Origin of the sequence: Billgrantia aerodenitrificans, assembly GCF_021404405.1 — a bacterium.
Taxonomy (GTDB): Bacteria; Pseudomonadota; Gammaproteobacteria; order Pseudomonadales; family Halomonadaceae; genus Halomonas; species Halomonas aerodenitrificans.
Map to the genome: position 1 here is coordinate 177,545 of NZ_JABFTV010000007.1, position 23,410 is coordinate 200,954.

A 23,410-nucleotide genomic window follows, 5' to 3' on the forward strand; every position below is an offset into this window, starting at 1 on the left:
GGCCCAGGAGAACGCCATGAACCACAATATCGATCACTTCACCATGGGCTGGAACTACCCCTCGAACATCCTCACCGGGGCCGGGCGCATCCGCGACCTGCCCGCGGCGTGCAAGGCGCTGGGCATGGGCGCGCCGCTGCTGGTCACCGACCCCGGCCTGGCAGCGCTGCCGATGGTGCAGGCCTGCGTGCAGGCGTGCCAGGATGCCGGCCTGCGCACCGCCGTGTTCAGCCAGATCAAGGGCAACCCCACCGGGCGCAACGTGCTCGACGGCATCGATGCCTTCCGCAACGGCAGTCACGACGGCGTGATCGCCTTCGGCGGCGGCTCGGGGCTGGATGCCGCCAAGGCGGTGGCGCTGATGGCCAACCAGCGCGAGGGGCTGTCGCTGTGGTCGTTGGAGGATATCGGCGACAACTGGAAGAACGCCGACCCCCGAGCCATCGCCCCCATCGTTGCCGTGCCCACCACCGCGGGCACCGGCTCCGAAGTAGGGCGCGCCTCGGTGATCACCGACGAGGCAGAGCACGTCAAGCGCATCATCTTCCACCCCGGCATGGTGCCGGCCACGGTGATCCTCGACCCCGAGCTCAGCGTGGGGCTGCCGCCGACGGTTACTGCCGCCACCGGCATGGATGCGCTGTCGCACTGCATGGAGGCGTGGTGTTCGCCGCTTTATCACCCCATGGCCGAGGGCATCGCGGTGGAGGGCATGCGCCGCATCGACCTCTACCTGCAGCGCGCCTACAGCGATGGCACGGACCTCGAGGCACGCATGAACATGCTGGTCGCCTCCAGCATGGGCGCCACCGCCTTCCAGCGCGGCCTGGGCGCCATGCATGCCCTGGCGCATCCGCTCGGGGCGCTGTACGACGCTCACCACGGAACCTTGAATGCGGTGCTGATGCCCTACGTGCTGCGCGCCAACGAGCGGGCCATCGGCGAGCCCATGGTGCGCCTGGGGCGCTACCTCAACCTGGATCAGCCGGGCACGGCGGCGGTGATCGAGTGGGTGCTCGGCCTGCGCCAGCGGCTCGGCATCCCGCACACCCTGGCGGAGCTCGGCATCGACACGCGTCAGGCCGACAAGGTCGGGCGCATGGCGGTGGCGGACCCCTCGTCGGGTACCAACCCGGTCGCCTTCGACGCCGACGAGTACCGCGACATCTTCGTTGCTGCCGTGGAGGGCCGCCTGTAGGCTGCGTCCTGAACGCCTTCGAGCGAAGCCCAAGAGATTCGTCTGGCAGTGCCGCGGCCGCAGGCCGGGCCGCCAGGGACGGTGACATGACAGGAGAGTGATCGATGCGCATCGGGCTACTGCAGTGCGATGACGTGGCGCCGGAGCTGCGCGAGGCCCACGGCAACTACCCGGAGATGTTCGCGGCCCTGTTCCAGCGGGTCGATCCCACGCTCGAATTTCGCGTCTGGCGCTGCCTGGACGGCGAAATCCCCGACGATATCGACGCCGTGGATGCCTGGATGACCACCGGTTCCAAGCATGGCGTCAACGACGGGCTGGCCTGGGTCGATGTGCTGTGCGACTTCGTCCGCGAGCTGTGGCGGGCCGGCAAGCCGCTGGTGGGCATCTGCTTCGGTCATCAGCTGATGGCCAAGGCGCTGGGCGGCGAGGTGGTCAAGAGCGAGCGGGGCTGGGGCGTGGGCATGTCGTTCAACCGCGTCACCACGCGGGCGTCGTGGATGGAACCATGGCAGGCGGGCATCGACCTGCTGGTCAGCCATCAAGACCAGGTCGAGGTCCTGCCACCCGAGGCCACCATCGTGGGCGGCAGCGACTTCTGCCCCCACTACCTGATGCAGATCGGCGAGCACTTCCTCGGCGTGCAGGGTCACCCCGAATTCACCAAGGCCTATTCCCGCGACCTGATGGCGCTGCGCCGAGAGCTGGTGGGCGACGAGCGGGTGAGCGAGGGAGAAACGTCGCTGGCCGCTCCGGTGGACGATACGCTGATGGCGCGCTGGATATTGAACTTTCTGCGCCGCGCAATAGAGGAGCGGGGCTGAGAACGAATGGCCTGATTCAGCGAAAACGCCCGGCGCTGCAGGCGGCCAACCAGCCGGGCGCTTCGCCTTTGAGGCTGGCTGCCAGCAGCCTTCCGGTGGTGGCGGCCAGGGTCAGCCCCAGGTGGCCGTGGCCGAAGGCATAGCTCACGCCGGGCAGGGCTGACGCGGGGCCGATCACCGGCAGCGAGTCGGGCAGCGAAGGGCGCAGGCCCAGCCAGGCGTGGCTCGGCTCGCCGAGGGGGCCGAACAAGCTCTCTGCGTGACGGCGAATGTAGTCGAGCCGTCGGGGATTGATCGGGTCGTCGTTGTGACCCAGCTCCACGGTGCCGGCGATGCGCAGGCGGCCCTGCATCGGGGTAAGATAGAAGGCATACTCCCCGGGACTACAGGGTCGGCTGACCAGCTCCCTGGCAGTGCGGAACTCCAAGTGATAGCCGCGCTCGGAGATCAGCGGGATGCGGTCGCCGGCGGCCAGCGCCAGCGGTCGCGACCAGGTGCCCGCGGCGACGACCACCTTCTCGGCCTGCCAGGCGCCCTGATCGGTAGCGACGTCGATACGGCCAGCGCGGGATTCGAGCCCCAGTGCCTTGGTGCGTACCAAGTTTACGCCGCGGCGTTGCAGGCGTTCGGCCAGCCGCTGGGCCAGCGTCAGCGGGTCGCTGACATGGCAGGCGTCGGGAAACAGGATGCCGCCCTGGGCACGGCCCGCGAGGGCCGGTTCCAGCTCCGCCAGGGCCCTGGCGTCGAGGCGTTGCTGGGTGATGCCGAAGCGCTCGCGTTCGGCGAGCTCGGCCTGGGCCTCGCGCCAGCCCTTGGCGCTGAGATAGAAGCACAGGCTGCCCCGCTGCTGCAAAAGGGTGCCGTTGTCTTCCAGATCGTCGAAGATGGCCAGCCAGTCATTTACCGAAGGCGTCAGCAGCTCACTCAGGATCTGGGTGGCTTGGGCGGCACTGCGTCGGTTAGCGCGCTGCATGAAGCGCCACAGCCATGGGGCGAGCCCGGGCAGGTGTCGCCAGCGCAGGTGAAAGGGCGAGTGCGGCGATAGCAGAAGCCCCGGGGCCTGCCGCCAGATGGCGGGCTGGGCCAGTGGCTCGATGGCGAAGTTGGCCATGAGTCCGGCATTGCCGTAGGAGGCGGCGGAGCCCGGCGGCTCGGGGTCCAGCAGGGTGACCTCGAAGCCTCGCCGCTGCAGGTGCCAGGCGCAGGCCAGGCCGACGATACCTGCGCCGATGACCAATACCTCGGCGTGTTGCGATGACTCCCTCATGACAGCCCTCAGTGCAGCGTGTTGCCCGCGGTGGTCTCATCATGCCTGAGTTCACGCTGCGGCTTGTCAACGCCTGGCCGCCTGCCATGGCGCAACAGGCGCAGGCCGTTGGCTACTACGATCAGGCTGGCGCCCATATCGGCGAATACCGCCATCCACAGGGTGGCGTGGCCGGTGAAGGCGAGCACCATGAACACCGCCTTGAGGCCCAGGGCGATGGCAATGTTCTGCATCAGCACCCTGTGCGTATCCCGCGAGAGGCACAGGAAGTCGGCCAGGCGGCGCGGGTCGTCGTCCATCAGTGCCACGTCGGCGGTCTCGATGGCGGCATCGCTGCCCAGCGCACCCATGGCGAAGCCGATGTCGGCACGGGCCAGCGCCGGGGCGTCGTTGATGCCATCGCCCACCATGCCCACCGGCCCCTGCTGAGCACGCGCTTCGATCATTGCCAGCTTGTCCTCCGGCAGCAGGGCGCCGTGGGCCTCGTCGATGCCGGCCTGGGCCGCCACCGCCGCCACGCTGGCCGGGGTATCGCCGCTGAGCATCAGCGTGGTCACGCCCAGCCGGTGCAGCGCCTCGATGGCCTCGCGGCTCTCTTCACGCAGCGGGTCGCCGACGGCGAACAGCGCCAGCGGACGCGCCTCTTCCCCGAGGATCACCAGTGTCTCGCCGCGGGCCTCGTGTTCGGCGAGGTGCGCGTCGAGGGGTTCGTCCAGCGCGGCGAACTGCTGCATCAGGCGGCGGTTGCCGAGCCATAGCGTACGTCCGTCGTGGCTTGCCACCACGCCGCGGCCGGGCAGCTCGCGCACGTCGCTGACTTCCAGCGGTGTGATGCCATCGGCCTCAGCAGCGCGGGCCAGGGCCGCCGATACCGGATGCGAGGAGCGCCCGGCGAGGCCTGCTGCCAGCGCTCGCAGGCGCTCTCGGGCGATCATGTCCAGCGCGCCTTCGAGCGGGTGCCAAGCCCGCTGTGAGGGGCGTCCCTGGGTCAGGGTGCCGGTCTTGTCGAAGGCGATGGCGACCAGGCGATGGCCCTGCTCCAGGAAGTTGCCGCCTTTGACCAGGATGCCCGCGCGGGCGGCGGCAGCCAGACCGCTGACCACGGTGACCGGGGTGGAGATCACCAGTGCGCAGGGGCAGGCGATCACCAGCAGCACCAGGGCGCGGTAGATGCCGTCGAACCAGCTGATGCCGAACAGCCACGGCCAGGTGAGCCCTACCAGCAGGGCGACGGCGAATACCGCCGGGGTATAGACGGCGGCGAAGCGGTCGATGAAGCGCTGGGTAGGGGCGCGGCTGGCCTGGGCCTGCTCCACGGTGTGGATGATGCGTGCCAGGGTAGTGTCGCTTGCCGAACGCGTCGTGTGGTAGAGAAACTCGCTGCCCTGGTTGACGCTGCCGGCGAACACGGTCGCGCCGGGGGCCTTGTCCACCGGCAGGCTCTCACCGGTGATGGGCGATTCGTCCAGCGCCGGGTGGCCCTCGGTCACGCTGCCGTCCAGCGCCAGGCGCTCGCCGGGGCGCACCCGCACCAGGCTGCCTACGGCGACTTCGCTGGCTGCCACGCTGAGAAAGCTCCCGTCGGCCTGGCGCACACTGGCGCTCTCCGGGGCCAGCGTGAGCAGCTCGCGAATGGCGTTGCGCGCCCGACCCAGCGAGCGCGCCTCGATGCGCTCGGCCAGGGTAAACAGCACCAGTACCATGGCCGCCTCGGCCCACTGGCCGATCAGCAGCGCGCCGGTTACCGCCACGCTCATCAGCGCATTGATGTTGAGCGTGCGGTGGCGCAGGGCGATGAAGCCTTTCTTCCAGGTCGGCAGGCCGACCAGGGCGATGGCCGTCAGCGCCAGTGCGGCGGCCAGCCACGGCTCGGCCAGTTCCAGCCAGTGACTGACTTCGGCAGCCAGGGCCAGCATCGCGGCGGCGCCCAGCTTCCACCAGTTCTCCGTGCTGCTGGCCGTCGGCGTGCGCTGGGCTGGATCGTGGCGCCGCGCGCTCATGCCGGTAGAGGCGATACGGCGCTCGATGGCCTCTACCGTGACATTGCGATGGTGCACCGTCAGCACGCGATTGACCAGATCGAAATCGAGCCGCTCGATGCCCGGCGTGTCACCCAGCGCCCGGCGCAGCAGCGCCTCTTCCGTGGGGCAGTCCATCGCTTCGATATGCAGGCGCAGCGACTGCGTGCCGGGCGGCAGCCGGTCGTTCTTCCGTGCGGCTGGCGCAGCAGGCGCAGTGCAGCTCGAGCAGCAGGTGCGTTCGGTCATGGCAGGACTCCGTGTCATCGTATAGGCTGATGACACACCCTGTAGTAGCTACAGAGTCAAGTTAGGGGCGCCAATTTCTCGAGTGTTTCCGAAGTACATGCGAGGCTTGGTATGAAAATCGGTGAGCTGGCCACCCGCATCGGCTGCGCGGTGGAAACCATCCGCTACTACGAGCGTGAGGGGCTGCTGCCCGAGCCCGCCCGCTCCAGCGGCAACTATCGCCTCTATGCGGAGCCCCATGCCGAGCGGCTGCGCTTCATTCGTCACTGTCGCACGCTGGACATGACGCTGGAGGAGATCCGCACCCTGCTCGACTATCACGACCGTCCGCGGCAGCCGTGCAACGCGGTGAACGGCTTGATCGACGAGCATCTGGCTCACGTCGAGGCGCGCATTGAGCAGCTTCAGGCGCTGCGTGAGGCTCTCGTCACCCTGCGCTCGCGCTGCAACGGCGAGACCGACTCCAGCCACTGCGGCATCCTCCAGGAGCTGGCCCAGCCGGTGGCGGAAAGGCTCGCCGAGTCATGTGAGCCGAGTCACGTACCGGGCCCCCACAAGGGCCATTGATCGAGAGACACCGATGTCGAATAGGGATGTTCCTGCGTACTACTCCCAATGGGCTTCCAGCGAGCGTATTCCCGACCTGCTGGCCGGACGCCTGCACGCTGCCGACGATCCCCGCTGGGCCGAGTCCGGTGCACCCAGCGCTGAAGCGTACGCGCGCTGGGCCTCGCACATCTGTGGCATGGCCTGCACCAAGATGCTGCTCGAGGAGCTGTGTGGAGAGCGGGCGACCCTGTTCGAGCTGCTCGAAAGATGCCGGGAGGTCGGCGGTTACGTGGTTTCGCAGGCGAGCATCAAGGGCCTTTACTACCGGCCCCTGGTGCAACTGCTGAGGGAGCGTCACGCGCTGCAGGCCGAGGTCGTGGAGCACGTCGAGGCCGAGCGGTTGGCCGGATGGTTGGACGAGGGGCATCGCGTCATCGCCTCGGTGCACCCATCGATTCGCACCCCCGAGCAGGACCCGCCGCAGCGGGGCGGCCACCTGGTCTATCTCTTCGGCCGCGACGAGAGCGGGCGTCTGCGCTTCCACAATCCCTCCGGTTTGCCCGGAGCGAATCAGGCGGACGCCCGCCTCGCGCCAGCGGTGTTCGAGCGTTTCTTCGCCGGACGCGGAATCCTGATACGGCGCGGCTAGCCGCGTCGATACACCCGCCGGCCCAAGGCCCACACCTCGTCGATGGCCCACTCGCCATCGCTCAATACCAGCAGGTCGGCGTCACGGCCGGGCTCGAGGCGTCCCTTGGCGGTGAGCTTGAGGGCGTCGGCGGCGTGAGTGCTGGCGGCACCGACGGCATGCTCCAGCGGCACGCCGTGCTTCTCGATGCATTCGCCGACGACCTCGAACAGGCTGGCGAGGCGGCCGGGTTCGAGCCCGATGAAGCGGCGCTCGGCGTCGAAGCGCGGCAGCGAGGCATTGGCGTCGGAGGAGAGTGTGATACGTGACGGCTCGACGCGGGCCTCCAGGGCACGGGCCACGGCCTCGGCGGCGGGCACTTCGCCCCCGGCCAGCAGCTCTGCAGTGGTGCTGGTGGTGAAGTCGATGCGCCCGCCTTCACGGGCGAAGCGCAGGCCGTCCTCGAACAGCGCCGGGGTACGGTTAATGTGGGTCGGCAGGAACTGGGCGAGCGGAATGGCGCTGTGGCGGGCTGCCCCGCGCAGCGGCTCCAGGTGCGTTGGAGCATCGCCGGTATGGATGAAGACGATGCCCGACTTGCCCGCCAGCATGCCGGCGGTGCGGGCTTCTGAGGCCAGGCGCGCCAGTTCGAAGGCGGAGGGCTGCGAGCCGCGATGATCGCTGATCGCCACCTCGCCCACGCCGATGAATTCGGGAATGAACAAGATGTCGCTGCCCACCGAGCCGGTCAGTGTCACCGGCGGCAGCTGATAGGAGCCGGTATAGCAGTAGGTGGTGAGACCGCCGGCGGCCAGCTCGCGGGCCTTGCCCAGCAGGTTGGCCGGCGTGCGGGTCAGGGCGTCGGTGCCCAGCGCGCCGACCAGGGTGGTGACGCCGGATGCCAGCGCGTCCTCGAGGGTCAGCTCGGCGGTGCGCGTGCCGAAGCCGCCCTCGCCGCCGCCGCCGATGAAGTGTACCAGCGGGTCGACCAGGCCGGGGATGACCCGACGCCCCGCCAGATCGATCTCCTCGATGGCGGGGCCGGCGGCAGGCAGTGGCTGGTCGGCCGGCACCACGGCGGCGATGCGTGTGTCGGCGATCAGCAGATGGCAGAGCCCCAGGCTGCGTGGCGCATGCAGCTGGGCATTCTTCAGCAGGGTCAGCATTCCGGCTCCTCGTGAAGGCGAACGCCGGCAGCAGCCGGCGTTCGCGGAGAATGACGCTATGGGTTACAGCTTGATGTCGTAGTTGAAGTAGCGCTCCATGATCTCATCATAGGTGCCGTCTTCCTTGAGCGCGGCCAGCGCCTCGTTAAAGCGCTCGGCCAAGGCCTCGTCGCGCTGACGGAAGGCCACGCCCACACCCTTGCCGAAGATGTGCTCGGGCTCCTTGATGAAGCCGCTGATGCGCTTGAAATGGCTGCCCGAGGTGTCGATGCCCATGGTGTTTTCCGCCACCGGGTAGTCCATGAAGGTGAGGTCGAGACGACCGGCACGCATGTCGGTGACGACGTCGTCGGCGCTGGTATAGCGACGGATCTCCACCAGATCGCCGTAGAGTTCGCTGACATAATTGTCCTGCAGCGTGGCGCGCTGCACGCCGACCACCAGCCCCGCGAGGCTATCGCGGTCCTCGATGTCGATGTCGCGATCACGCGTGGTGATCCAGGCGCTCGGGGTGGTGTAGTAGGGCTCGGAGAAGAGCACGCGCTCGGCACGCTCCTCGGTGATGGCCATGGACGACATGATGGCATCGTAGTTACGGGCCATGAGCCCGGGAATGATGCCGTCCCAATCCTGCTCCACCCAGGTGCAGGTGACTTCCATGTACTCGCATACGGCGTTGCCCAGCTCGATCTCGAAGCCGGTCAGTTCACCGTCCGGCTGACGGTACATGAAGGGTTCGTAGGGTATGTCGACGCCCAGACGGATTTCGGAATAGTCGCGGGCCTGGGCGGTACCGGCGGTCAGGCCGGCCGCCAGAGTGGCAGCCAGAATCACGTTGAGAGCACGCATGAGGCTTCCTCCTGGGAAGGTGTTGTTTTTCACGAGTTTTGATTGCCGAAGACGGCAGGGTCGTCGCGCTTCAAGCGCGACAAGGCACACGAGCGTTGCCGTTCAGGCAAGGACGTGTCGATGGCACAAGCGTGCCGATGCAACCGGGAAGGCCGCGGGAAGGGGGCTTATTCGTCGAACCACTCGCTGAGGTAGAAGCTGTCGAAGTAACAGCAATAAACCTCAGACATGGGCTGTGGGAAGCAATCGATCATGGACGGTGTCCTGATGCGTTTCGTACAACATCGAATTTCCTGGATGTCGCGGGCCTTGTCAACCACCCGCCTCGACCGCTGCCGGCCAAGGCGGGGGAGCGGCGATCAACTCCGTGAAGATCGAGTCCTTGAAGATCCTAGTCCGTGAAATAGCGGTCGTGGATCTCGTCGTAAGTGCCGTCTTCCTTGAGCGCGGCCAGCGCCTCGTTGAAGCGTTCCGCCAAGGCTTCATCGCGGGGGCGGAAGGCGATCGCGATACCGTCGCCGAAATACTCGTAGGGCTCGCGAATCATCTCGCCGACCACGCGATACTCCCCCCGCTCGCTGTCGAGCAGGGTGGTCTTGCCCACCGGATAGTTGACGAAGACCAGGTCGAGACGGCCCGACTCCATGTCCAGCAGCATGTCGTCCACGCTCGAGTAGCGGCGTACAGAGGCCACGTCGCCGTAGAAGTCGGTGGCGTAGCTGTCCTGCAGGGTGCCGCGCTGGACGCCCAGGGTGCGCCCGGCCAGGCTCTCCTCCGAGGGCATCTCGATATCGGTATCGACGGGGCCGAACCACGCCGAGGGCGGCGTAAAGTACGCATCGGAGAACAACACCTGAGCGCGGCGCTCCTCGTTGATGGTCATCGAGGACATGATGGCGTCGTAGTTGCGCGCCATCAGCCCGGGAATGATGCCGTCCCACTGCTGCTCGATCCACTCGCAGGTGATGCCCATCTGTTCGCACAGAGCATTGCCCAGGTCGATGTCGAAGCCGGTCAGCTCGCCAGCCGGGGTGCGGTACTGCATTGGCTCGTAGGGCACGTCGACGCCGAAGCGGACGTGATCGTAGCTGTCACGGGCATGGGCCTGGCCGAAAACCAGCACGATGCCGGTCAGCGAGGCGATGAAGGCTTTCTTCATGACAATCCCTTGTTGTTATAGTGATCGGAGGGCGCCGCGCCCCAGTGGCGCGGCGCAATAGCGACGGTACTTCGCTTGACCTGCTCGTCGCCGAGCTTACTCTTCGCCGAAATAGCGCTGGTAGATCTCGTCGTAGGTGCCGTCTTCCTTCAGCGTGGCCAGGGCCTCGTTGAAGCGCTGGGCCAGAGCCTCGTCACGCGGACGGAAGGCGATGCCGAAGCCTTCGCCGAAGTACTCTTCCGGCTCGGTGACCATCTCGCCGACCACCTCGAACTCACCTCTGTGGTTGTCGAGCAGGGTGGCCTGGCCGACGATGAACTCCAGGAAGACGAGGTCCAGACGCTGGGCCTGGAGGTCGAGCACCATGTCATCGGCGGTGGAGTAGCGGCTGACGTTGGCTACGCGGCCGTAGTTGTCGGTGACGTAGCTGTCGAAGGTGGTACCACGCTGCACGCCGATGCTCTTGCCGGCCAGGGTCTCTTCGTTGATCTCTTCGACATCGCTACCGGCGGGGGCGAACCAGGCACCCGGAATGGTGATGTAGGGATCGGAGAAGAGCAGGGTCTGGCGGCGCTCGTCGTTGATGGTCATCGAGGACATGATGGCGTCGTAATTGCGCGCCAGCAGGCCGGGGATGATGCCGTCCCACTCCTGCTCGATCCACTCGCAGGTGATGCCCATCTCGGCGCACAGGGCGTTGCCCAGGTCGATGTCGAAACCGGTCAGCTCGCCATCTGGCGTGCGGTACTCCATCGGCTCGTAGGGTACGTCGACGCCGAAGCGCACGTGATCGTAATCGCGGGCCTGGGCGGTACCGGCTGCGAGGGCCACACCCAGCAGGGATACTGTCAGCAGTTTTTTCATGTTTCGTTTCCCTTTGTTTTCGTTCGGCACCGTTTCGGTGACGTCGCGCCTGAATTTAGCGCAGCCACGCCGGGGTCGAAAGCCCCGGGGTGAGCTTTTTCCAACGCCTGTTTGACGTTGTTCAATTGCCGCTCTGGGGCTTGAGGTGTGCCAACAGCCTTTTCTCCAGATAGCGGAAGAAGTAGAGGATGGCGAAGGTCAGGCAGAGGTAGATCGCCGCCGCGAACAGGAAGGCCTCGAACGGCGCATAGAAGCGCGCATAGACGAAGCGTGCCGCGCCGGTGATGTCCATCAGCGTCACCACGCTGGCGATGGCGCTGGCATGCAGCATGAAGATCACCTCGTTGCCGTAGGCCGGCAGGGCGCGGCGGAAGGCGCTGGGCAGCACGATGCGCCGCATCATCAGCCCCTGCGACATGCCGTAGGCCTTGGCCGCTTCGATTTCGCCCCGCGGGGTGGCCTTGATCGCGCCGCGGAAGATCTCGGTGCTGTAGGCCGCCGTGTTGAGGGTGAAGGCGATCAGTGCCGGGTAGAAGGCCTCGCGCAGGAGCGGCCAGAGAAAGGTCTGCTGGATGCCGTCGAAGAACACCACGCCGTAGTAGATGATGTAGAGCTGGATCAGCAGCGGCGTGCCGCGGAACACATAGGTGTAGACGTAGATCGGCAGGCTGATCCAGCGACGGCTCGAGCTGCGCCCGATGGCCAGCGGTATCGCCAGCACCAAGCCGGCGACCAGCGACAGGAACACCAGTTGGGTGGTGAGCACCAGCCCGTCCCAGTAATAGCCGATGGTCTGCGGGGTGAAGATGCGGTTGCCGGCGAGCAGCTCGTTGAGCCAGGTCAGTTCTGTCATCTCAGTGCCCTCCGAAGCCGACGTTGTAGCGCTTCTGCAGTCGAGCGAACATCCACTCCGACACGCTGGCAATGAGCAGATAGGCGGCGGCCACCGGGATCAGGAAGGTGAACGGCTCGTGGGTGGCGCGGGAGGCTTCGGCGGCCACGCGCACCATGTCCGAGAGCCCGATCACCGAGACCAGCGCGGTGGTCTTGAGCAGTACCATCCAGTTGTTGGAGATGCCCGGCAGGGCGTGGCGCATCATCTGCGGGAAGCGGATGCGCCGGAACACCAGCCAGGGGCTCATGCCGTAGGCCTTGCCGGCCTCGATCTGGCCGTGCTCCACGGCCATGAAGGCGCCGCGGAAGGTCTCGCCCATGTAGGCGCCGAAGATGAAACCGATGGTGAGCACCCCGGCGGCGAAGGCGTTGAGGTTGATGTACCAGTCCACCCCGAAGCGGTCGTAGATGGCATCGGTGGCGACGTTGAGCGCCATCTGGCCGCCGAAGAACAGCAGCAGCATCAGAACCAGGTCGGGAACGCCACGAATCACTGTGGTGTAGAGCGTGGCCACCTTGTGCAGCAGCCAGTTGCGCGACATCTTGGCGCTGGCAGTGAGCAGTCCCAGTATCAGGGCGAGAATCAGCGACAGCACGGCGAGCTGGAGGGTGACGCCGGCACCTTCCAGCAGTCGCGGCCCGTAGCCATGTAGATCGATCATGCGGGAACCCTCAATACTTCGGCGCCAGGAACTGCTTGAGCCGGGGTGAGGTGGGATTGACCAGTACCTCCTGGGGCGGGCCGGCTTCTTCGACGAGGCCCTGGTGCAGGTAGATGACCTGGCTGGAGACGTCGCGGGCGAAGCCCATCTCATGGGTCACCACCACCATCGTGCGGCCTTCCTCGGCCAGGTCGCGCATTACCTTGAGCACGTCGCCGACCAGCTCCGGGTCGAGCGCCGAGGTGGGCTCGTCGAACAGCATCACTTCGGGATCCATGGCCAGCGCCCGGGCAATGGCGCCGCGCTGCTGCTGGCCGCCGGACATCTGCGCCGGATAGGCGTCCGCCCGGGCGGTCAGGCCGACCCGCTCGAGCAGGGCGCGGGCGTGCTCGAGGGCCTCTTTCTTGGATTTACCGAGCACGTGAACCGGGGCCTCGATGATGTTCTCCAGCAGCGTCATGTGCGACCACAGGTTGAAGCTCTGGAACACCATGGAAAGCCGCGCGCGCATGCGCACCACCTGCTTCCAGTCGGCGGGTTCGCGACCGTGTTTGGTGTGCTTGAAGCGGATCTCCTCACCGTGCACGATCAGGTCGCCCTCGTCGGGCTGCTCCAGCAGGTTCATGCAGCGCAGGAAGGTGCTCTTGCCGGAGCCGGAGGCTCCTATCAGGGTGATCACGTCGCCCTTGCGGGCCTCGAGGGAGAGGCCCTTGAGGACTTCGGTGTCGCCGAAGCGCTTCTTGATGTTGCGCACTTCGAGTGGAATCGGGGTATCGGCCATGGGACGGGCTCCAGGTCGGGACGGGTCGCCGGTGGCGACGGGCCGGTTCAATCGGGCAGGCACGAAAAAGGGGCGATTCTAACAGGCCTGAGGGCTTTGGGCAGAGGGAGGCAAAGCCCGCGTCATGCGACGATGGTCGAGGAAGTGAGACAAGGAAAGCATCAAAAGGCTCCTGATTATTGTTGTATCGCAAAAAATATTTCTGAAGCGTTTGGGGCTTGGGGTCTTTTTCCCTGTTGCTAGCCGGGCGGCGTGACAGGGCGGGCCAGCAGGGCGGCGCGGGCGCCGAGCTCCACCGCCGCGTTGGGGAAGACCACGCTCAGCGGTTCGTCCTGGACGATGCAAGGGCCGGCGCTGGCATCTTCGGCGAGCCGCGTGCCGGGAGCGAATTCGGTGAAGTTCGGCGTGTCGTCGGGAAAGCACAGGCGGAAGTCCTGTGACTGCCGCATCAGCTCATGGGCGACGCGGAAGAACGTCATACGTGTCGGGTCGGCGCCTCGCGGCTCGCGCCCTTCCAGCAGGGCTTCGAGAAGACGTGCCATGGGGGCCAGGGCAGCCAGATCGTTGTGGCCGAAGGGCAGGGCGCGCCCCAGCTCCAGGGTGAAGGCTTGGGCCTGATGGTAATGCTTGGAGTAGTGGGAAAAGGTCCAACTGTGCCGGTGCTGGTGCAGCACCGCCTGGATGCCGGCCTCAGCCAGCCAGCGCCACTGCTCGGGGCGGATCGGGGTATCGGCGAAGGGCTCGACCACGAAGCGCGGGAAGCGGCTGTCGCGGATCGCCGTGTGCAGGTCGTAGTGCAGTCGCTCGCGACCGGAATGACGGGCGTAGAAATCGTCCACGACGCTCATCAGCTGTCGGGCGCGGTCCGGCTCCATGCCGGTCTCGTCAAGATCGCGACGAAACAGGCGGTTGAGATTGGTGTTCACGTAGCGCTCAGCGCGGCGGATGGCCTCGAGATTGCCCAGGATCACCAGCACCGGGGCACCCAGCGGCAGCAGCCCCGCTTCGATGCGGGCCAGGCAGCTGCCGAGCAACTCGATGGGGGCCGTTTCGTTGCCGTGGATGCCCACCGAGAACACGCAGGCGCGCGCCGTCTCGCGGCATTCGGTAGGCGTCAGCTCGAGGATACCCGGTGCGAGAAGCGTATAGCGACCGCCGCGCAGGCGACCGCTGTGTGACGCGGGGCAGGCATTTTCGAGGTTGAGTTCGATCCATTCCGACAACATGCTGCGTCCAGGGCTGTGGGTCCTCGCTTACCTTCCTGCGGACGGGGCATTATCTCAAGCACGGGCGTCGGGCTAGTGAAAGCCCAGGTGCGATATTGAAAACGACCCCTGCGTGCCGACCTTTGCCCAATGGGGGCGCGGGCGGGCAGCGACTAAGCTGCCTGAACCATTTTGACGGCGAGGAGCCCGCCATGCCAACTGCCCAGGGTAACGCTTCGCTCGGCCATGGTGGCCGTCTCGACGAACACTACGATGCGGCCAGCGCCAGCCAAGGCCACCCCCTGCAGGCACGCCTGCGCGAAGCTTTTCTGGCTGCGGGGCGGGATCCCGAATGCCTGAGTGTCGACGCCATCGCCGGCATCGACCAGCTGCATCTCGGTGGGCGCAGCGCCAGTCGCGCTCTGGCAGAGAGGGGGAAAGTGCAGGGCGGCGAGCGGGTGCTCGACGTCGGCTGCGGTACCGGTGGCGCCAGCCGTCTGCTGGCCGCCGAGTACGACTGCGATGTGGTGGGCATCGATATCACTGCCGCCTTCGTCGAGGTGGCGCGCTGGTTGAGCAGCGCGACCGGACTGGCTGGGCGCACCCGCTTCGTGTGTGGCGATGCCGCCAACGTGCCGCTGGCGACGGGCAGCTTCGACTTGATTTGGTGTCAGCATGCGCTGATGAACATGCCCCAGGTGCCGCGGGTGCTGGCCGAGTGGCGGCGTTTGCTGGGGTCCGGCGGGCGGGTGCTGCTGCACGAGGTGGTGGTCGGCGACAATCCCGAGCCGCTGGCGCTGCCCGTACCCTGGGCGCGCACTCCCGCCAACAGCCATTTGCGCAGCCGTGAGCAGCTGGAGCGGGCCCTGGCCCTGGCGGGCTTCGAGCCGCTCGCCATCGAGGACGTGACGCAGGCCGCCCTGAGCTGGCGCGAGACCAGGGCAGAGCGCGAAAGCGGCACGCAGAAAGCGGCGCGGGCGCTGCCGGGGCCGGCGCTGATCTTCGGCGATGATTTTGCCTTGATGGGGCGCAACCTGCGCGACAACCTGGCGGCCGGGAAGGTGAGCGTGCTGGCTGGTGTCTGGCAGCGCACCGGTCGATGAAATCGAACCTGACGTGCTAAAAGCTTTGCTTTTCTTCACCGCCCTGCCTTCTACGCTGACGATTGTCATCAGCTTGGCTGATGTCGTTTCCCTAGCGCTCATGTACAGGAGGTGAACGATGACCAAGGTACTCGTGCTCTACCATTCGATGTATGGCCATATCCACACCATGGCCCAAGCCGTCGCCGAGGGAGCCAGGCAGGTCGATGGCGTGGAGGTCGACGTCAAGCGCGTACCCGAAACCATGGACCCTGAAACCTTTGCCAAGGCGGGCGGCAAGACCTTCGACACGCCGGAGGCCACGCCCCAGGAACTGGCCGATTACGATGCGGTGATCTTCGGCACCCCGACCCGCTTCGGCAACATGACCGGGCAGATGCGCAACTTCCTCGACCAGACCGGAGGCCTGTGGGCCAAGGGGGCGCTGCGTGGCAAGGTGGGCAGCGTGTTCACCTCGACCGGCACCGGCGGCGGCAACGAAACCACCATTCTCACGTCGTGGACCACCCTGGCCCACCAGGGCATGCTGATTCTGCCGGTGGGCTACGGGCTCGAGTCGCAGTTCGACATCTCCAGCGTTCAGGGCGGCTCGCCCTACGGTGCCTCGACGCTAGCCGGGGCGGATGGCTCGCGCCAGCCCACCGAGCACGAGCTGGAGCTGGCCAGGCTGCAGGGGCGCAGCGTTGCCCAGGTGGCGGCCAAGCTGGCCGCATGAGATAGAGGCGGCCAAGCTGGCCGCGTGAGACTGGCCATCAGCAGGCATTTAAAACGGTAACAAGAAGGCGCGGCCTGGGCCGCGCCTTATCGGTTTCGGCTCGGTGGCCGATGCCGGGCGATTGGATCAGTTCATGTTCTGATCGTCTTCCATCAGTCGCTCATCACCGTCCAGCTCTTCGAGATTGTCCTGTTCGAAATCGTCGACGGAGCGCTCACCGCTCTGTGATTGCAGGATCAGTTCGCCTTCGGAGCGAATCTCCAGGTTTTCGATCGGGTAGGCCGCTTCGTCGCCGCCAAAGCCGAGGAAGCCGCCCTCGCTGACGATCACGTAGGTTTCGTTGCTTTGGGTGTCGCGCACCACTCGCTCGACGTCACCCACTTCATCGCCGTCCTGGGTAACGATGTCGCGACCTTCGAGATCGCTGACCTGCATGTCCATCTGCTGCTGGTCGACCTGATCCTGTGTGACCTGATCCTGGCCGTTCTGGTCGTCATCGAACATGCCGTCCTGGTCGCGCTCTTCGTCGGTGGCCTCGTCGTCCTGCTGGCGGATCTCGGCACTGGCGTCCTCGGCCTCCTCGACCTGAACGTCTGCTTCGCCTTCCTGCTCGACGGTCACATCCGGCTCGGCCTGATCGACTTCGACGTCGGGCTCGGGCTGCTCGATGGTGACATCGGGCGATTGCTGCTCGACGGTGACTTCAGGCGGCTCCTGCTCGACCTCAATCTCGGCCGGCTCCTGGTCGACCTCGACGTCGGTCTCGCCCGGACTGGCTTCTACCTGGGTATCCTCATCCAGACCGTCGTCATCATCGGTATCGTCGGCAGTGCCGATCTCCTCTTCCTCGTCCTCGAACTCTGTATTCTCGAACTCGTCGTTGTCGAATTCGTTGTCGTCAGGGTATGGCTGCTGGCCCTGACCATGGGGATCGAAGCCGGTCTCGCCCGGTTCGCCCGCCTGCTCTTCGTCGAACTGCTCCTGGCCCTGGGCGTCCTCATCGGTCATCTGCTGCGGTTCGCCCAAATGGTGCTGCGGATCCTCGTCCTGGACGTCCTGGGCAAGGACGCCGTGGCTGAGACCGGTGCTCAGGGCGCCTACTGCAATGGCAATTGCTGTCCTTTTCATGCCGTGCCTCCTTTTGTTGCGCGTTGCCCTCTCGAGCTTGCACTCATCAGGCTAGACGAGGTATCGGCGGCCAAGGCCAGGACTTACCGGGAGGTTACTAAAACAAAGCGAGGGGTTACGCGGGAGAGTGTTTGTTTCTGATGGCCCCAGCCGAACGATGTCCGGCTGGGGCGGGGAGAGGCCGTGTTGCTACCTGGCAACCCGCTCGGCAATGGCCTGGCCCAGTGTCTGGGTATTGCCCTGGCCGCGAATGTCCGGCGTCAGCACGGCAGGGTTGGCCTCCGTCAGTACCGCCTCGAAGGCGTCGATGATGGCGTCGGCGGCCTCCTTGTGGCCCAGATGCTCGAGCATCATGGCGCCGGACCAGATCTGGCCGATGGGGTTGGCGATGCCCTTGCCGGCGATGTCCGGAGCGCTGCCGTGGACCGGCTCGAACAGGCTGGGGAAGGTGCCCTCGGGGTTGATGTTGGCCGAGGGCGCCACACCGATGGTACCGGTACAGGCCGGGCCCAGGTCGGAGAGGATGTCGCCGAACAGGTTACTGGCCACCACCACGTCGAACCAGTCGGGATGCATGACGAAGTTGGCGGTGAGGATGTCGATGTGGAACTTGTCGACGCTGACCTCGGGATAGTTGCCCGACATGGCCACGACCCGCTCGTCCCACCACGGCATGGTGATGGCGATGCCGTTGGACTTGGTGGCCGAGGTGAGCTTCTTCCGCGGCCGGCTCTGGGCCAGCTCGAAGGCGAACTTGAGCACCCGGTCGGTACCGTGACGGGTCATCACCGTCTCCTGGATCACCACCTCACGCTCGGTGCCCTCGAACATCTTGCCGCCGACGCTGGAGTACTCGCCCTCGGTGTTCTCGCGCACCACGTAGAAGTCGATGTCGCCGGGCTTGCGGTCGGCCAGCGGACTCTTGATCCCTGGCAGCAGCTTGCACGGACGCAGGTTTATGTACTGGTCGAACTGACGGCGGAACTGCAGCAGCGAGCCCCACAGCGAGATGTGATCCGGTACCGTGTCGGGCCAGCCCACCGCGCCGTAGAAGATGGCGTCGAAGTCCTTGAGCTGCTCGAACCAGTCGTCGGGCATCATCTTGCCGTGCTTGGCGTAGTAGTCGCAGCAGGCGAAGTCGAAGTGTTCGAAGGAGAGGTCGATGTCGAAGCGCTTGGCAACGGCTTCGAGCACGCGCAGGCCTTCCGGCATCACTTCGTTGCCGATGCCGTCGCCGGGAATGACAGCGATACGATGGGTCATGGTGGGTTCCTCGGGTGGTGTTGGTCAGGCGTGGGTCATGAAATGGTTGATACGGTCGAGCAGGGCCTCTGGCGCCTCCTCGGGGATGTAATGGCCGCAGGGCAGGGCCTCGCCCTCGACCCGTTCGGCCACGGCACGCCATTCCGCCAGTGGGTCGAAGCAACGCTCGATGATGCCGTGCTTGCCCCACAGCACGCTGACCGGGCAGGCGATACGGCGTCCCGCTTCACGGTCGGCGCGGTCGTGTTCCAGGTCGATGGCGTTCGAGGCGCGATAGTCCTCGCACAGGGCATGGGCGGCGCCGGGCTGGGCCAGGCAGCGCTGGTACTCGGCGATGGCTGCCGGATCGAAGGCGTCGAGGCTGGCATGCCGCCCGCCCATGGTGCGGATGATGTAGTCGTTGGGTGAAGCCTCGATCAGGGTTTCCGGCAGCGGCGAGGGCTGGATCAGAAAGAACCAGTGGAAGTAGGCGGTGGCGAAGGTACGGTCGGTTTGCTCGTACATAGCAAGCGTGGGGGCAATATCGAGCAGCATCAGCTTTTCCACCCTGTCCGGGTGATCCATGACCAGGCGGTGGGCGACGCGTCCACCGCGGTCGTGGCCGCACAGCAAGAAGCGTTCGAAGCCCAGCTCACGCATCACCGCGACCTGATCCTCGGCCATGGCGCGCTTGCTGTAGTTGGCGTGATCCGGCTCGCCGGGTGGCTTGGACGAATCGCCATAGCCACGCAGGTCGGTGGCCACCACCGTGAAGCGGCTTGCCAGCGGTTCGGCCAGACGGTGCCAGATCACATGACTCTGGGGGTGACCGTGGAGCAGCAGCAGCGGTGGTCCCGAGCCGCCGATGCGGCCATGGATGTTGATGTCGCCGCAGGCGATGTCGAACGTGCGGAATCCCTCGAACATGAGTGTTTCCTCCGAATCTTTGGCTGTCCCCAGTCTAGCCCTTGGCTTGGTGAGAATAATCAGGCTATATGGAAATGTATTGTTGACTGAAAGTGGAGAGTCGTATGGCTCAGCTCGACGACCTGGTTTTCTTCCGCCAGCTGGCCCTGGCGGGTAGCCTGACGGCCACGGCGCGGGAGCTGGGTCTCTCGCTGTCGGCGGTGAGCAAGCGCCTCAAGCAGCTCGAGGCGCGCCTGGGCGTCGAGCTGGCCAGCCGCACCACGCGGCGCCTGACGCTGACTGCCGAAGGGGAGCGCTATCTCACCCGTGGCTCGGCGATCCTCGAAGAGCTCTCCGAGCTGGAAGAGGCCCTCGGCGAACAGCAGGCGGCACTCTCGGGGCCGCTCAAGGTGAACGCCACCTTCGGCTTCGGCCGCCGCCACGTGGCGCCGCTGCTGTCGGTGTTCTGTACCCTCAATCCCGGCGTCGAGGGCGTGCTGGAGCTCACCAACTATCCGCTGAGCCTCGGCGAGCAGGGCTTCGACGTCGGCATTCGCGTCGGTGAACCGCCCGACTCGCGCCTGGTGGCGCGGCGCATTCTGGCCAACCGGCGGGTGCTATGTGCCGCCCCCGGCTACATGGCGCGCATGGCAGCGCTGACGACCCCGGCGGAACTTGCCGCACACCCCTGTCTGATCCTGCGCGAGAACGACAGCGACTACGCCGTGTGGCGCTTTCAGCACCGCGACGACCCGCTGCGCGAGCAGGCGGTCAAGATAGCGGGCCCCCTGGCCAGCAACGACGGCGAAGTGATCGTGCAGATGGCGCTCGATGGCCACGGTGTGGCGCTGCGCTCCTGGTGGGACGTGCATGAGCACCTGGCCAGCGGCAAGCTGGTCGAGCTGCTGCCGCAGTGGCGGGGCATCTCGGCCGACTTCCACGCCGTCTATCAGCAGCGTCGTCACGTGCCGGCACGCCTGCGTGCCTTCGTGGCGTTTCTCGAGGAGCGGATGCCTGAGCGGGTGCCGCCTATGCCCGGCGCCGGACAACCGGGGGTCAGGCGCGGCGGCGGCGCTGTCGCGCATCCGCATAACGCTTGAGTCCGTAAAGCAGCGCCAGGGCGAGAACGATGCCGGCGGCCGCCCAGGCCAGCTCGCGGCGGTCCTCGGCGGTCAGCAGGGTGCCGAGCTGGCTGCTGAGCAGGATGATGCCGGCCAGCCCCGGCGTGGCGCCGATGAAGGTGCCGAGCATGTAATCGCGAAAGCGGATGTGGAAAGCGCCGGCCAGCAGATTGGTGAGGGTGAAGGGGGCCAGGGGCAGCAGGTTGAGCACGGTCATGGTGCGTATCCCGTGCCCGGCCAGATAGCGCGACATGTTGATCAGGCGCGTGCCGCCATAGTACAGCAGGGCATCGCGCCCGAGCCTGCGACCCAGCCAGTAGGTCGCTATCGAGCCGACCAGTGTGCCGATCAGCGAATAGAAAAATCCCCACCACGGGCCGAACATCAGGCCCGCCAGCACGACCAGCACGCTCAGCGGGAACAGGGTCAGCGAGGCGGCGAGAAAGGCCGCCACCACCACCACGCCGGCCCAGGCCGCATCGCGCCAGGCCAGCGAGCCTTGTAGCAGGGTGAAGAGGGTGTTGGCGTCGAACAGGTCGTGCGCGGCCAGCCAGCCCCAGAGGAAGCCCAGCAGGGCGAGTGTCACCAGAGCGGCGAGAACGAGAAGCACCTTGCGGGACATGCGGGCTGCCTGCACGGAAACGTGGCTTCAGCATAGGCTGCCCCTACTGCATTGACCAAGTGGCGACGCGGTGTGGTCTCAGGTGCTATCTCCCACCAGCAGCTCGAAGCCCACGTCGTGCTGTCGGCGTACTACGCGCTGGCCCTCGAGGCGGCGAATCACCGCCGTGGCGGCGAGTTCGCCCATGGCCTGGCGCGGGGAGCGAATGGTAGTCAGGCGCGGGGTGATGTGCTGGCCGATGGGCAGCCCGTTGAAGCCGGCGATAGCAATTCTTTGCGGCACCGTGAGGCCCAGGCGCTGGGCGTGGAGCAGGGCGCCGGTGGCCAGGTCGTCGTTGGCGAAGTGGATCGCCCCGATGCCGGGGTGCTCGGCGAGCGCCCGCTCCAGCCCGGTAGCACCGGCGTCGAGCCCGCCCCGTTCGAGTTCGAGCAGCGGTGCGGCGAGCCCGCCCCGTTCGAGTTCGAGCAGCGGTGCGGCGAGGCCGGCCTGCTCGAATACTTCACGATGGCCTTCGTAGCGCATCCCGGCGCGATAGTCGCCGGCCAGTCGTGCGCCGATGAAGAGCGCCTGGCGATGGCCCCGCTCGAGCAGGTGACGGGCCATGCAGCGGCCGGCTTCGGTATGGTCCAGCCCCACGTTGAGATCCAGCGCCTCGCCCAGCTCCATGACCTCCATGATCGGCTTGTCGCAGTTGGCGAGCAGGGTGCGGCAGGCCTCGTTGTGGCGCAGCCCCGCAGTGACCAACGCCGAGCAGGACCAGCCGAGGAAGGTGCGAATCAGCTGGTATTCCCGCTCCAGGTCGTACTCGGTATTGCCCAGCAGGATCTGGTAGCCCTGGGCCTCGAAGGTTTCCTGCAGCCCCTGGATCACTTCGATGAACACGCTGTTGGCCAGTGAAGGCACGATGACGGCAATGAAGCGTGAGCGGGCCGATGCCAGGCTGCCGGCCACCAGATTGGGTACGTAGCCCAGGCGCTCCACGGCCTCGAGAACCCGTGCACGGGTGAGTTCGTTGACCTGATCGGGGCGATTCAGCGCGCGTGAAGCGGTGATGGCCGAAACGCCGGCGGCATCGGCTACCTGCTTGAGCGTGGGCTGCTCGGTGCTGCGTCGTCGACGCGAGTTGGGCGCATCGTTAGACAATGGTCGTATCCTCCTGGCCGCCCCTTGCTGCGAGTCGGTGAATCTACTACAACGATGTTAGCGCTAACATGATAGCGCTAACATAACGAATTCAGCCAGCATAAAAACGACACCGGAAGCAGCGGTCGCCGAGCGGGTAGAACGGAAAGGCAATAGACAAGACGAACAGACGAACGGGGAGAGCGGCGGTGAGCGACGGTACGACTCCAAGAGTGGGCGTCATCGGCCTGGGCACCATGGGCCTGGGTACGGCAACGGCGCTGCACGAGCGTGGCCTGACGGTGGTCGGCTGCGACGTGGCCGAATCGGCCTGCCGTGCCTTCGAGCAGGCCGGTGGGCGCTGCGTGACGACGCCCGCCAAGCTTGCCACGCAGTGCGACGTGGTGCTGGTCGTGGTGGTCAATGCCACCCAGGTCGAGCAGGTGCTGTTCGGCGAGAACGGGCTCGCCCACGCTCTGGCGCCGGGCGCGCTGGTGATCCAGTGCGCCACCGTGGCGCCGAGTCTGGCCGAAGGACTGGGCGCCCGGCTGGCCGAACGCGGCCTGCTGATGCTCGACGCGCCGATCAGCGGCGGGGCGGCCAAGGCGCGGGCAGGGCGGCTCTCAGTGATGGCCTCCGGCAGCGCCGAGGCCTTCGACAAGGCCGGCCCGGTGCTCGATGCCATGGCCGAGACCGTGCATCGTCTGGGCGCTTCGCCGGGCATCGGCTCCAGCATGAAGTTGGTCAACCAGCTGCTGGCCGGCGTGCATATCGCCGCCGCTGCCGAAGCGGTGGCGCTGGGCGTCCGCATGGGACTGGAGCCGCGCCGCGTGTATGAGGTGATCACCCAATCCGCCGGCAACTCCTGGATGTTCGAGAACCGCGTGCCGCACATTCTCGAGGGCGACTATACCCCGCTCTCGGCGGTGGATATCTTCGTCAAGGATCTCAACATCGTCCACGAGACCGGCCGCGAGCTGGCCATACCCACGCCCATCGCCGCCAGCGCTCTGCAGCAGTTCACCGCCGCCAAGGGCGCCGGTTTCGGCCGCGAGGACGACGCGGCGGTGATCAAGGTCTACCAGCGTCTCTCGGGCATTGCCCTGCCCGAGGCGGCCAACGACGAGAGGGCGTGAGC

General features: G+C 66.4%; 23 protein-coding genes. 8 read left to right on the forward strand and 15 right to left on the reverse strand.

The genetic code is table 11. The features are described 5' to 3' along the window. The first annotated feature begins 16 nt into the window (after positions 1 to 16). Together HOP59_RS14565 and HOP59_RS14570 are read left to right on the forward strand one after the other, a co-directional pair. Complete coding sequence (locus HOP59_RS14565; RefSeq protein WP_234254441.1) at positions 17 to 1,198, forward strand: iron-containing alcohol dehydrogenase; 1,182 nt, start codon at positions 17 to 19, stop codon at positions 1,196 to 1,198. A gap of 104 nt (positions 1,199 to 1,302) precedes the next feature. After that, the gene (locus HOP59_RS14570) at positions 1,303 to 2,022 is read left to right on the forward strand and encodes a GMP synthase (protein ID WP_010626884.1); all 720 of its coding nucleotides are present in this window, start codon (positions 1,303 to 1,305) and stop codon (positions 2,020 to 2,022) included. 16 nt (positions 2,023 to 2,038) lie between these two features. On the opposite strand, the gene HOP59_RS14575 is transcribed toward HOP59_RS14570, so the two are convergent. Together HOP59_RS14575 and HOP59_RS14585 are read right to left on the reverse strand one after the other, a co-directional pair. After that, on the reverse strand, positions 2,039 to 3,289 hold the full coding sequence (locus tag HOP59_RS14575; RefSeq protein WP_267965941.1) for an NAD(P)/FAD-dependent oxidoreductase: 1,251 nt from the start codon (positions 3,287 to 3,289) through the stop codon (positions 2,039 to 2,041). Between the two features lie 8 nt (positions 3,290 to 3,297). Further along, on the reverse strand, positions 3,298 to 5,556 hold the full coding sequence (locus HOP59_RS14585; protein WP_010626886.1) for a heavy metal translocating P-type ATPase: 2,259 nt from the start codon (positions 5,554 to 5,556) through the stop codon (positions 3,298 to 3,300). Between the two features lie 111 nt (positions 5,557 to 5,667). Between HOP59_RS14585 and cadR the strand changes: the two genes are divergently transcribed. Further along, positions 5,668 to 6,123, forward strand: coding sequence for a Cd(II)/Pb(II)-responsive transcriptional regulator (gene cadR / locus HOP59_RS14590; RefSeq protein ID WP_234254442.1), 456 nt, complete (start codon positions 5,668 to 5,670; stop codon positions 6,121 to 6,123). 13 nt (positions 6,124 to 6,136) lie between these two features. Beyond that, the gene (locus tag HOP59_RS14595) at positions 6,137 to 6,754 is read left to right on the forward strand and encodes a C39 family peptidase (RefSeq protein WP_234254443.1); all 618 of its coding nucleotides are present in this window, start codon (positions 6,137 to 6,139) and stop codon (positions 6,752 to 6,754) included. Here HOP59_RS14595 and iadA read toward each other — a convergent pair. The 8 genes from iadA to HOP59_RS14635 all read right to left on the reverse strand — a co-directional run bounded on the left by iadA (position 6,751) and on the right by HOP59_RS14635 (position 14,334). Next, a complete protein-coding gene (gene iadA, locus HOP59_RS14600; protein ID WP_234254444.1) occupies positions 6,751 to 7,899 on the reverse strand; it encodes a beta-aspartyl-peptidase in 1,149 nt (382 codons plus the stop codon). The two genes, HOP59_RS14595 and iadA, sit on opposite strands and share 4 nt — an antisense overlap. Positions 7,900 to 7,962: 63 nt before the next feature. Beyond that, positions 7,963 to 8,748, reverse strand: a complete 786-nt coding sequence (locus HOP59_RS14605) for a transporter substrate-binding domain-containing protein (RefSeq protein WP_234254445.1) — start codon at positions 8,746 to 8,748, stop codon at positions 7,963 to 7,965. Positions 8,749 to 9,139: 391 nt separating this feature from the next. Continuing rightward, positions 9,140 to 9,907: a transporter substrate-binding domain-containing protein gene (locus HOP59_RS14610; RefSeq protein ID WP_234254446.1), complete on the reverse strand. Its 768-nt coding sequence runs from the start codon at positions 9,905 to 9,907 to the stop codon at positions 9,140 to 9,142. A gap of 96 nt (positions 9,908 to 10,003) precedes the next feature. Continuing rightward, positions 10,004 to 10,771, reverse strand: coding sequence for a transporter substrate-binding domain-containing protein (locus HOP59_RS14615; protein WP_234254447.1), 768 nt, complete (start codon positions 10,769 to 10,771; stop codon positions 10,004 to 10,006). Positions 10,772 to 10,892: 121 nt separating this feature from the next. Next, positions 10,893 to 11,624 carry an ABC transporter permease gene (locus tag HOP59_RS14620; RefSeq protein WP_234254448.1) on the reverse strand — a complete coding sequence of 244 codons (732 nt, stop codon included), beginning with the start codon at positions 11,622 to 11,624 and terminating at the stop codon, positions 10,893 to 10,895. A gap of 1 nt (position 11,625) precedes the next feature. Further along, positions 11,626 to 12,327, reverse strand: a complete 702-nt coding sequence (locus HOP59_RS14625) for an ABC transporter permease (RefSeq protein ID WP_234254449.1) — start codon at positions 12,325 to 12,327, stop codon at positions 11,626 to 11,628. Between the two features lie 10 nt (positions 12,328 to 12,337). Continuing rightward, positions 12,338 to 13,108 carry an ABC transporter ATP-binding protein gene (locus HOP59_RS14630; RefSeq protein ID WP_234254450.1) on the reverse strand — a complete coding sequence of 257 codons (771 nt, stop codon included), beginning with the start codon at positions 13,106 to 13,108 and terminating at the stop codon, positions 12,338 to 12,340. A 239-nt stretch (positions 13,109 to 13,347) separates the two neighbouring features. Continuing rightward, positions 13,348 to 14,334, reverse strand: coding sequence for a succinylglutamate desuccinylase (locus HOP59_RS14635; protein WP_234254451.1), 987 nt, complete (start codon positions 14,332 to 14,334; stop codon positions 13,348 to 13,350). Between the two features lie 191 nt (positions 14,335 to 14,525). On the opposite strand from HOP59_RS14635, the gene HOP59_RS14640 reads away from it, so the two are divergent. Both HOP59_RS14640 and wrbA read left to right on the forward strand, forming a co-directional pair. Beyond that, the gene (locus HOP59_RS14640; RefSeq protein WP_234254452.1) at positions 14,526 to 15,416 is read left to right on the forward strand and encodes a class I SAM-dependent methyltransferase; all 891 of its coding nucleotides are present in this window, start codon (positions 14,526 to 14,528) and stop codon (positions 15,414 to 15,416) included. 118 nt (positions 15,417 to 15,534) lie between these two features. Beyond that, entirely contained in the window at positions 15,535 to 16,131 is a 597-nt protein-coding gene (gene wrbA, locus HOP59_RS14645; protein ID WP_010626896.1) for an NAD(P)H:quinone oxidoreductase, read from the forward strand. Positions 16,132 to 16,257: 126 nt separating this feature from the next. Here the strand turns inward: wrbA and HOP59_RS14650 are convergent, their stop codons facing one another. From HOP59_RS14650 to HOP59_RS14660, 3 genes are all read right to left on the reverse strand, one after another. After that, positions 16,258 to 17,259, reverse strand: a complete 1,002-nt coding sequence (locus HOP59_RS14650; RefSeq protein ID WP_234254453.1) for a PRC-barrel domain-containing protein — start codon at positions 17,257 to 17,259, stop codon at positions 16,258 to 16,260. A 189-nt stretch (positions 17,260 to 17,448) separates the two neighbouring features. Beyond that, the gene (locus tag HOP59_RS14655) at positions 17,449 to 18,522 is read right to left on the reverse strand and encodes a tartrate dehydrogenase (protein WP_234254454.1); all 1,074 of its coding nucleotides are present in this window, start codon (positions 18,520 to 18,522) and stop codon (positions 17,449 to 17,451) included. A gap of 24 nt (positions 18,523 to 18,546) precedes the next feature. Next, positions 18,547 to 19,428 (reverse strand): alpha/beta fold hydrolase, encoded by an 882-nt coding sequence (locus HOP59_RS14660; RefSeq protein WP_010626901.1) that lies wholly within the window; start codon positions 19,426 to 19,428, stop codon positions 18,547 to 18,549. 104 nt (positions 19,429 to 19,532) lie between these two features. Here HOP59_RS14660 and HOP59_RS14665 point away from each other — a divergent pair, with 104 nt between their 5' ends. Next, on the forward strand, positions 19,533 to 20,507 hold the full coding sequence (locus tag HOP59_RS14665) for a LysR family transcriptional regulator (protein ID WP_234254455.1): 975 nt from the start codon (positions 19,533 to 19,535) through the stop codon (positions 20,505 to 20,507). Here HOP59_RS14665 and HOP59_RS14670 read toward each other — a convergent pair. Both HOP59_RS14670 and HOP59_RS14675 read right to left on the reverse strand, forming a co-directional pair. Then, on the reverse strand, positions 20,464 to 21,150 hold the full coding sequence (locus tag HOP59_RS14670) for a TVP38/TMEM64 family protein (protein WP_234254456.1): 687 nt from the start codon (positions 21,148 to 21,150) through the stop codon (positions 20,464 to 20,466). The two genes, HOP59_RS14665 and HOP59_RS14670, sit on opposite strands and share 44 nt — an antisense overlap. A gap of 78 nt (positions 21,151 to 21,228) precedes the next feature. Continuing rightward, on the reverse strand, positions 21,229 to 22,293 hold the full coding sequence (locus HOP59_RS14675) for a LacI family DNA-binding transcriptional regulator (RefSeq protein WP_234254457.1): 1,065 nt from the start codon (positions 22,291 to 22,293) through the stop codon (positions 21,229 to 21,231). Between the two features lie 188 nt (positions 22,294 to 22,481). Here HOP59_RS14675 and ltnD point away from each other — a divergent pair, with 188 nt between their 5' ends. Next, on the forward strand, positions 22,482 to 23,408 hold the full coding sequence (gene ltnD, locus HOP59_RS14680; protein WP_338073340.1) for an L-threonate dehydrogenase: 927 nt from the start codon (positions 22,482 to 22,484) through the stop codon (positions 23,406 to 23,408). The last annotated feature ends 2 nt before the right edge of the window (positions 23,409 to 23,410 follow it).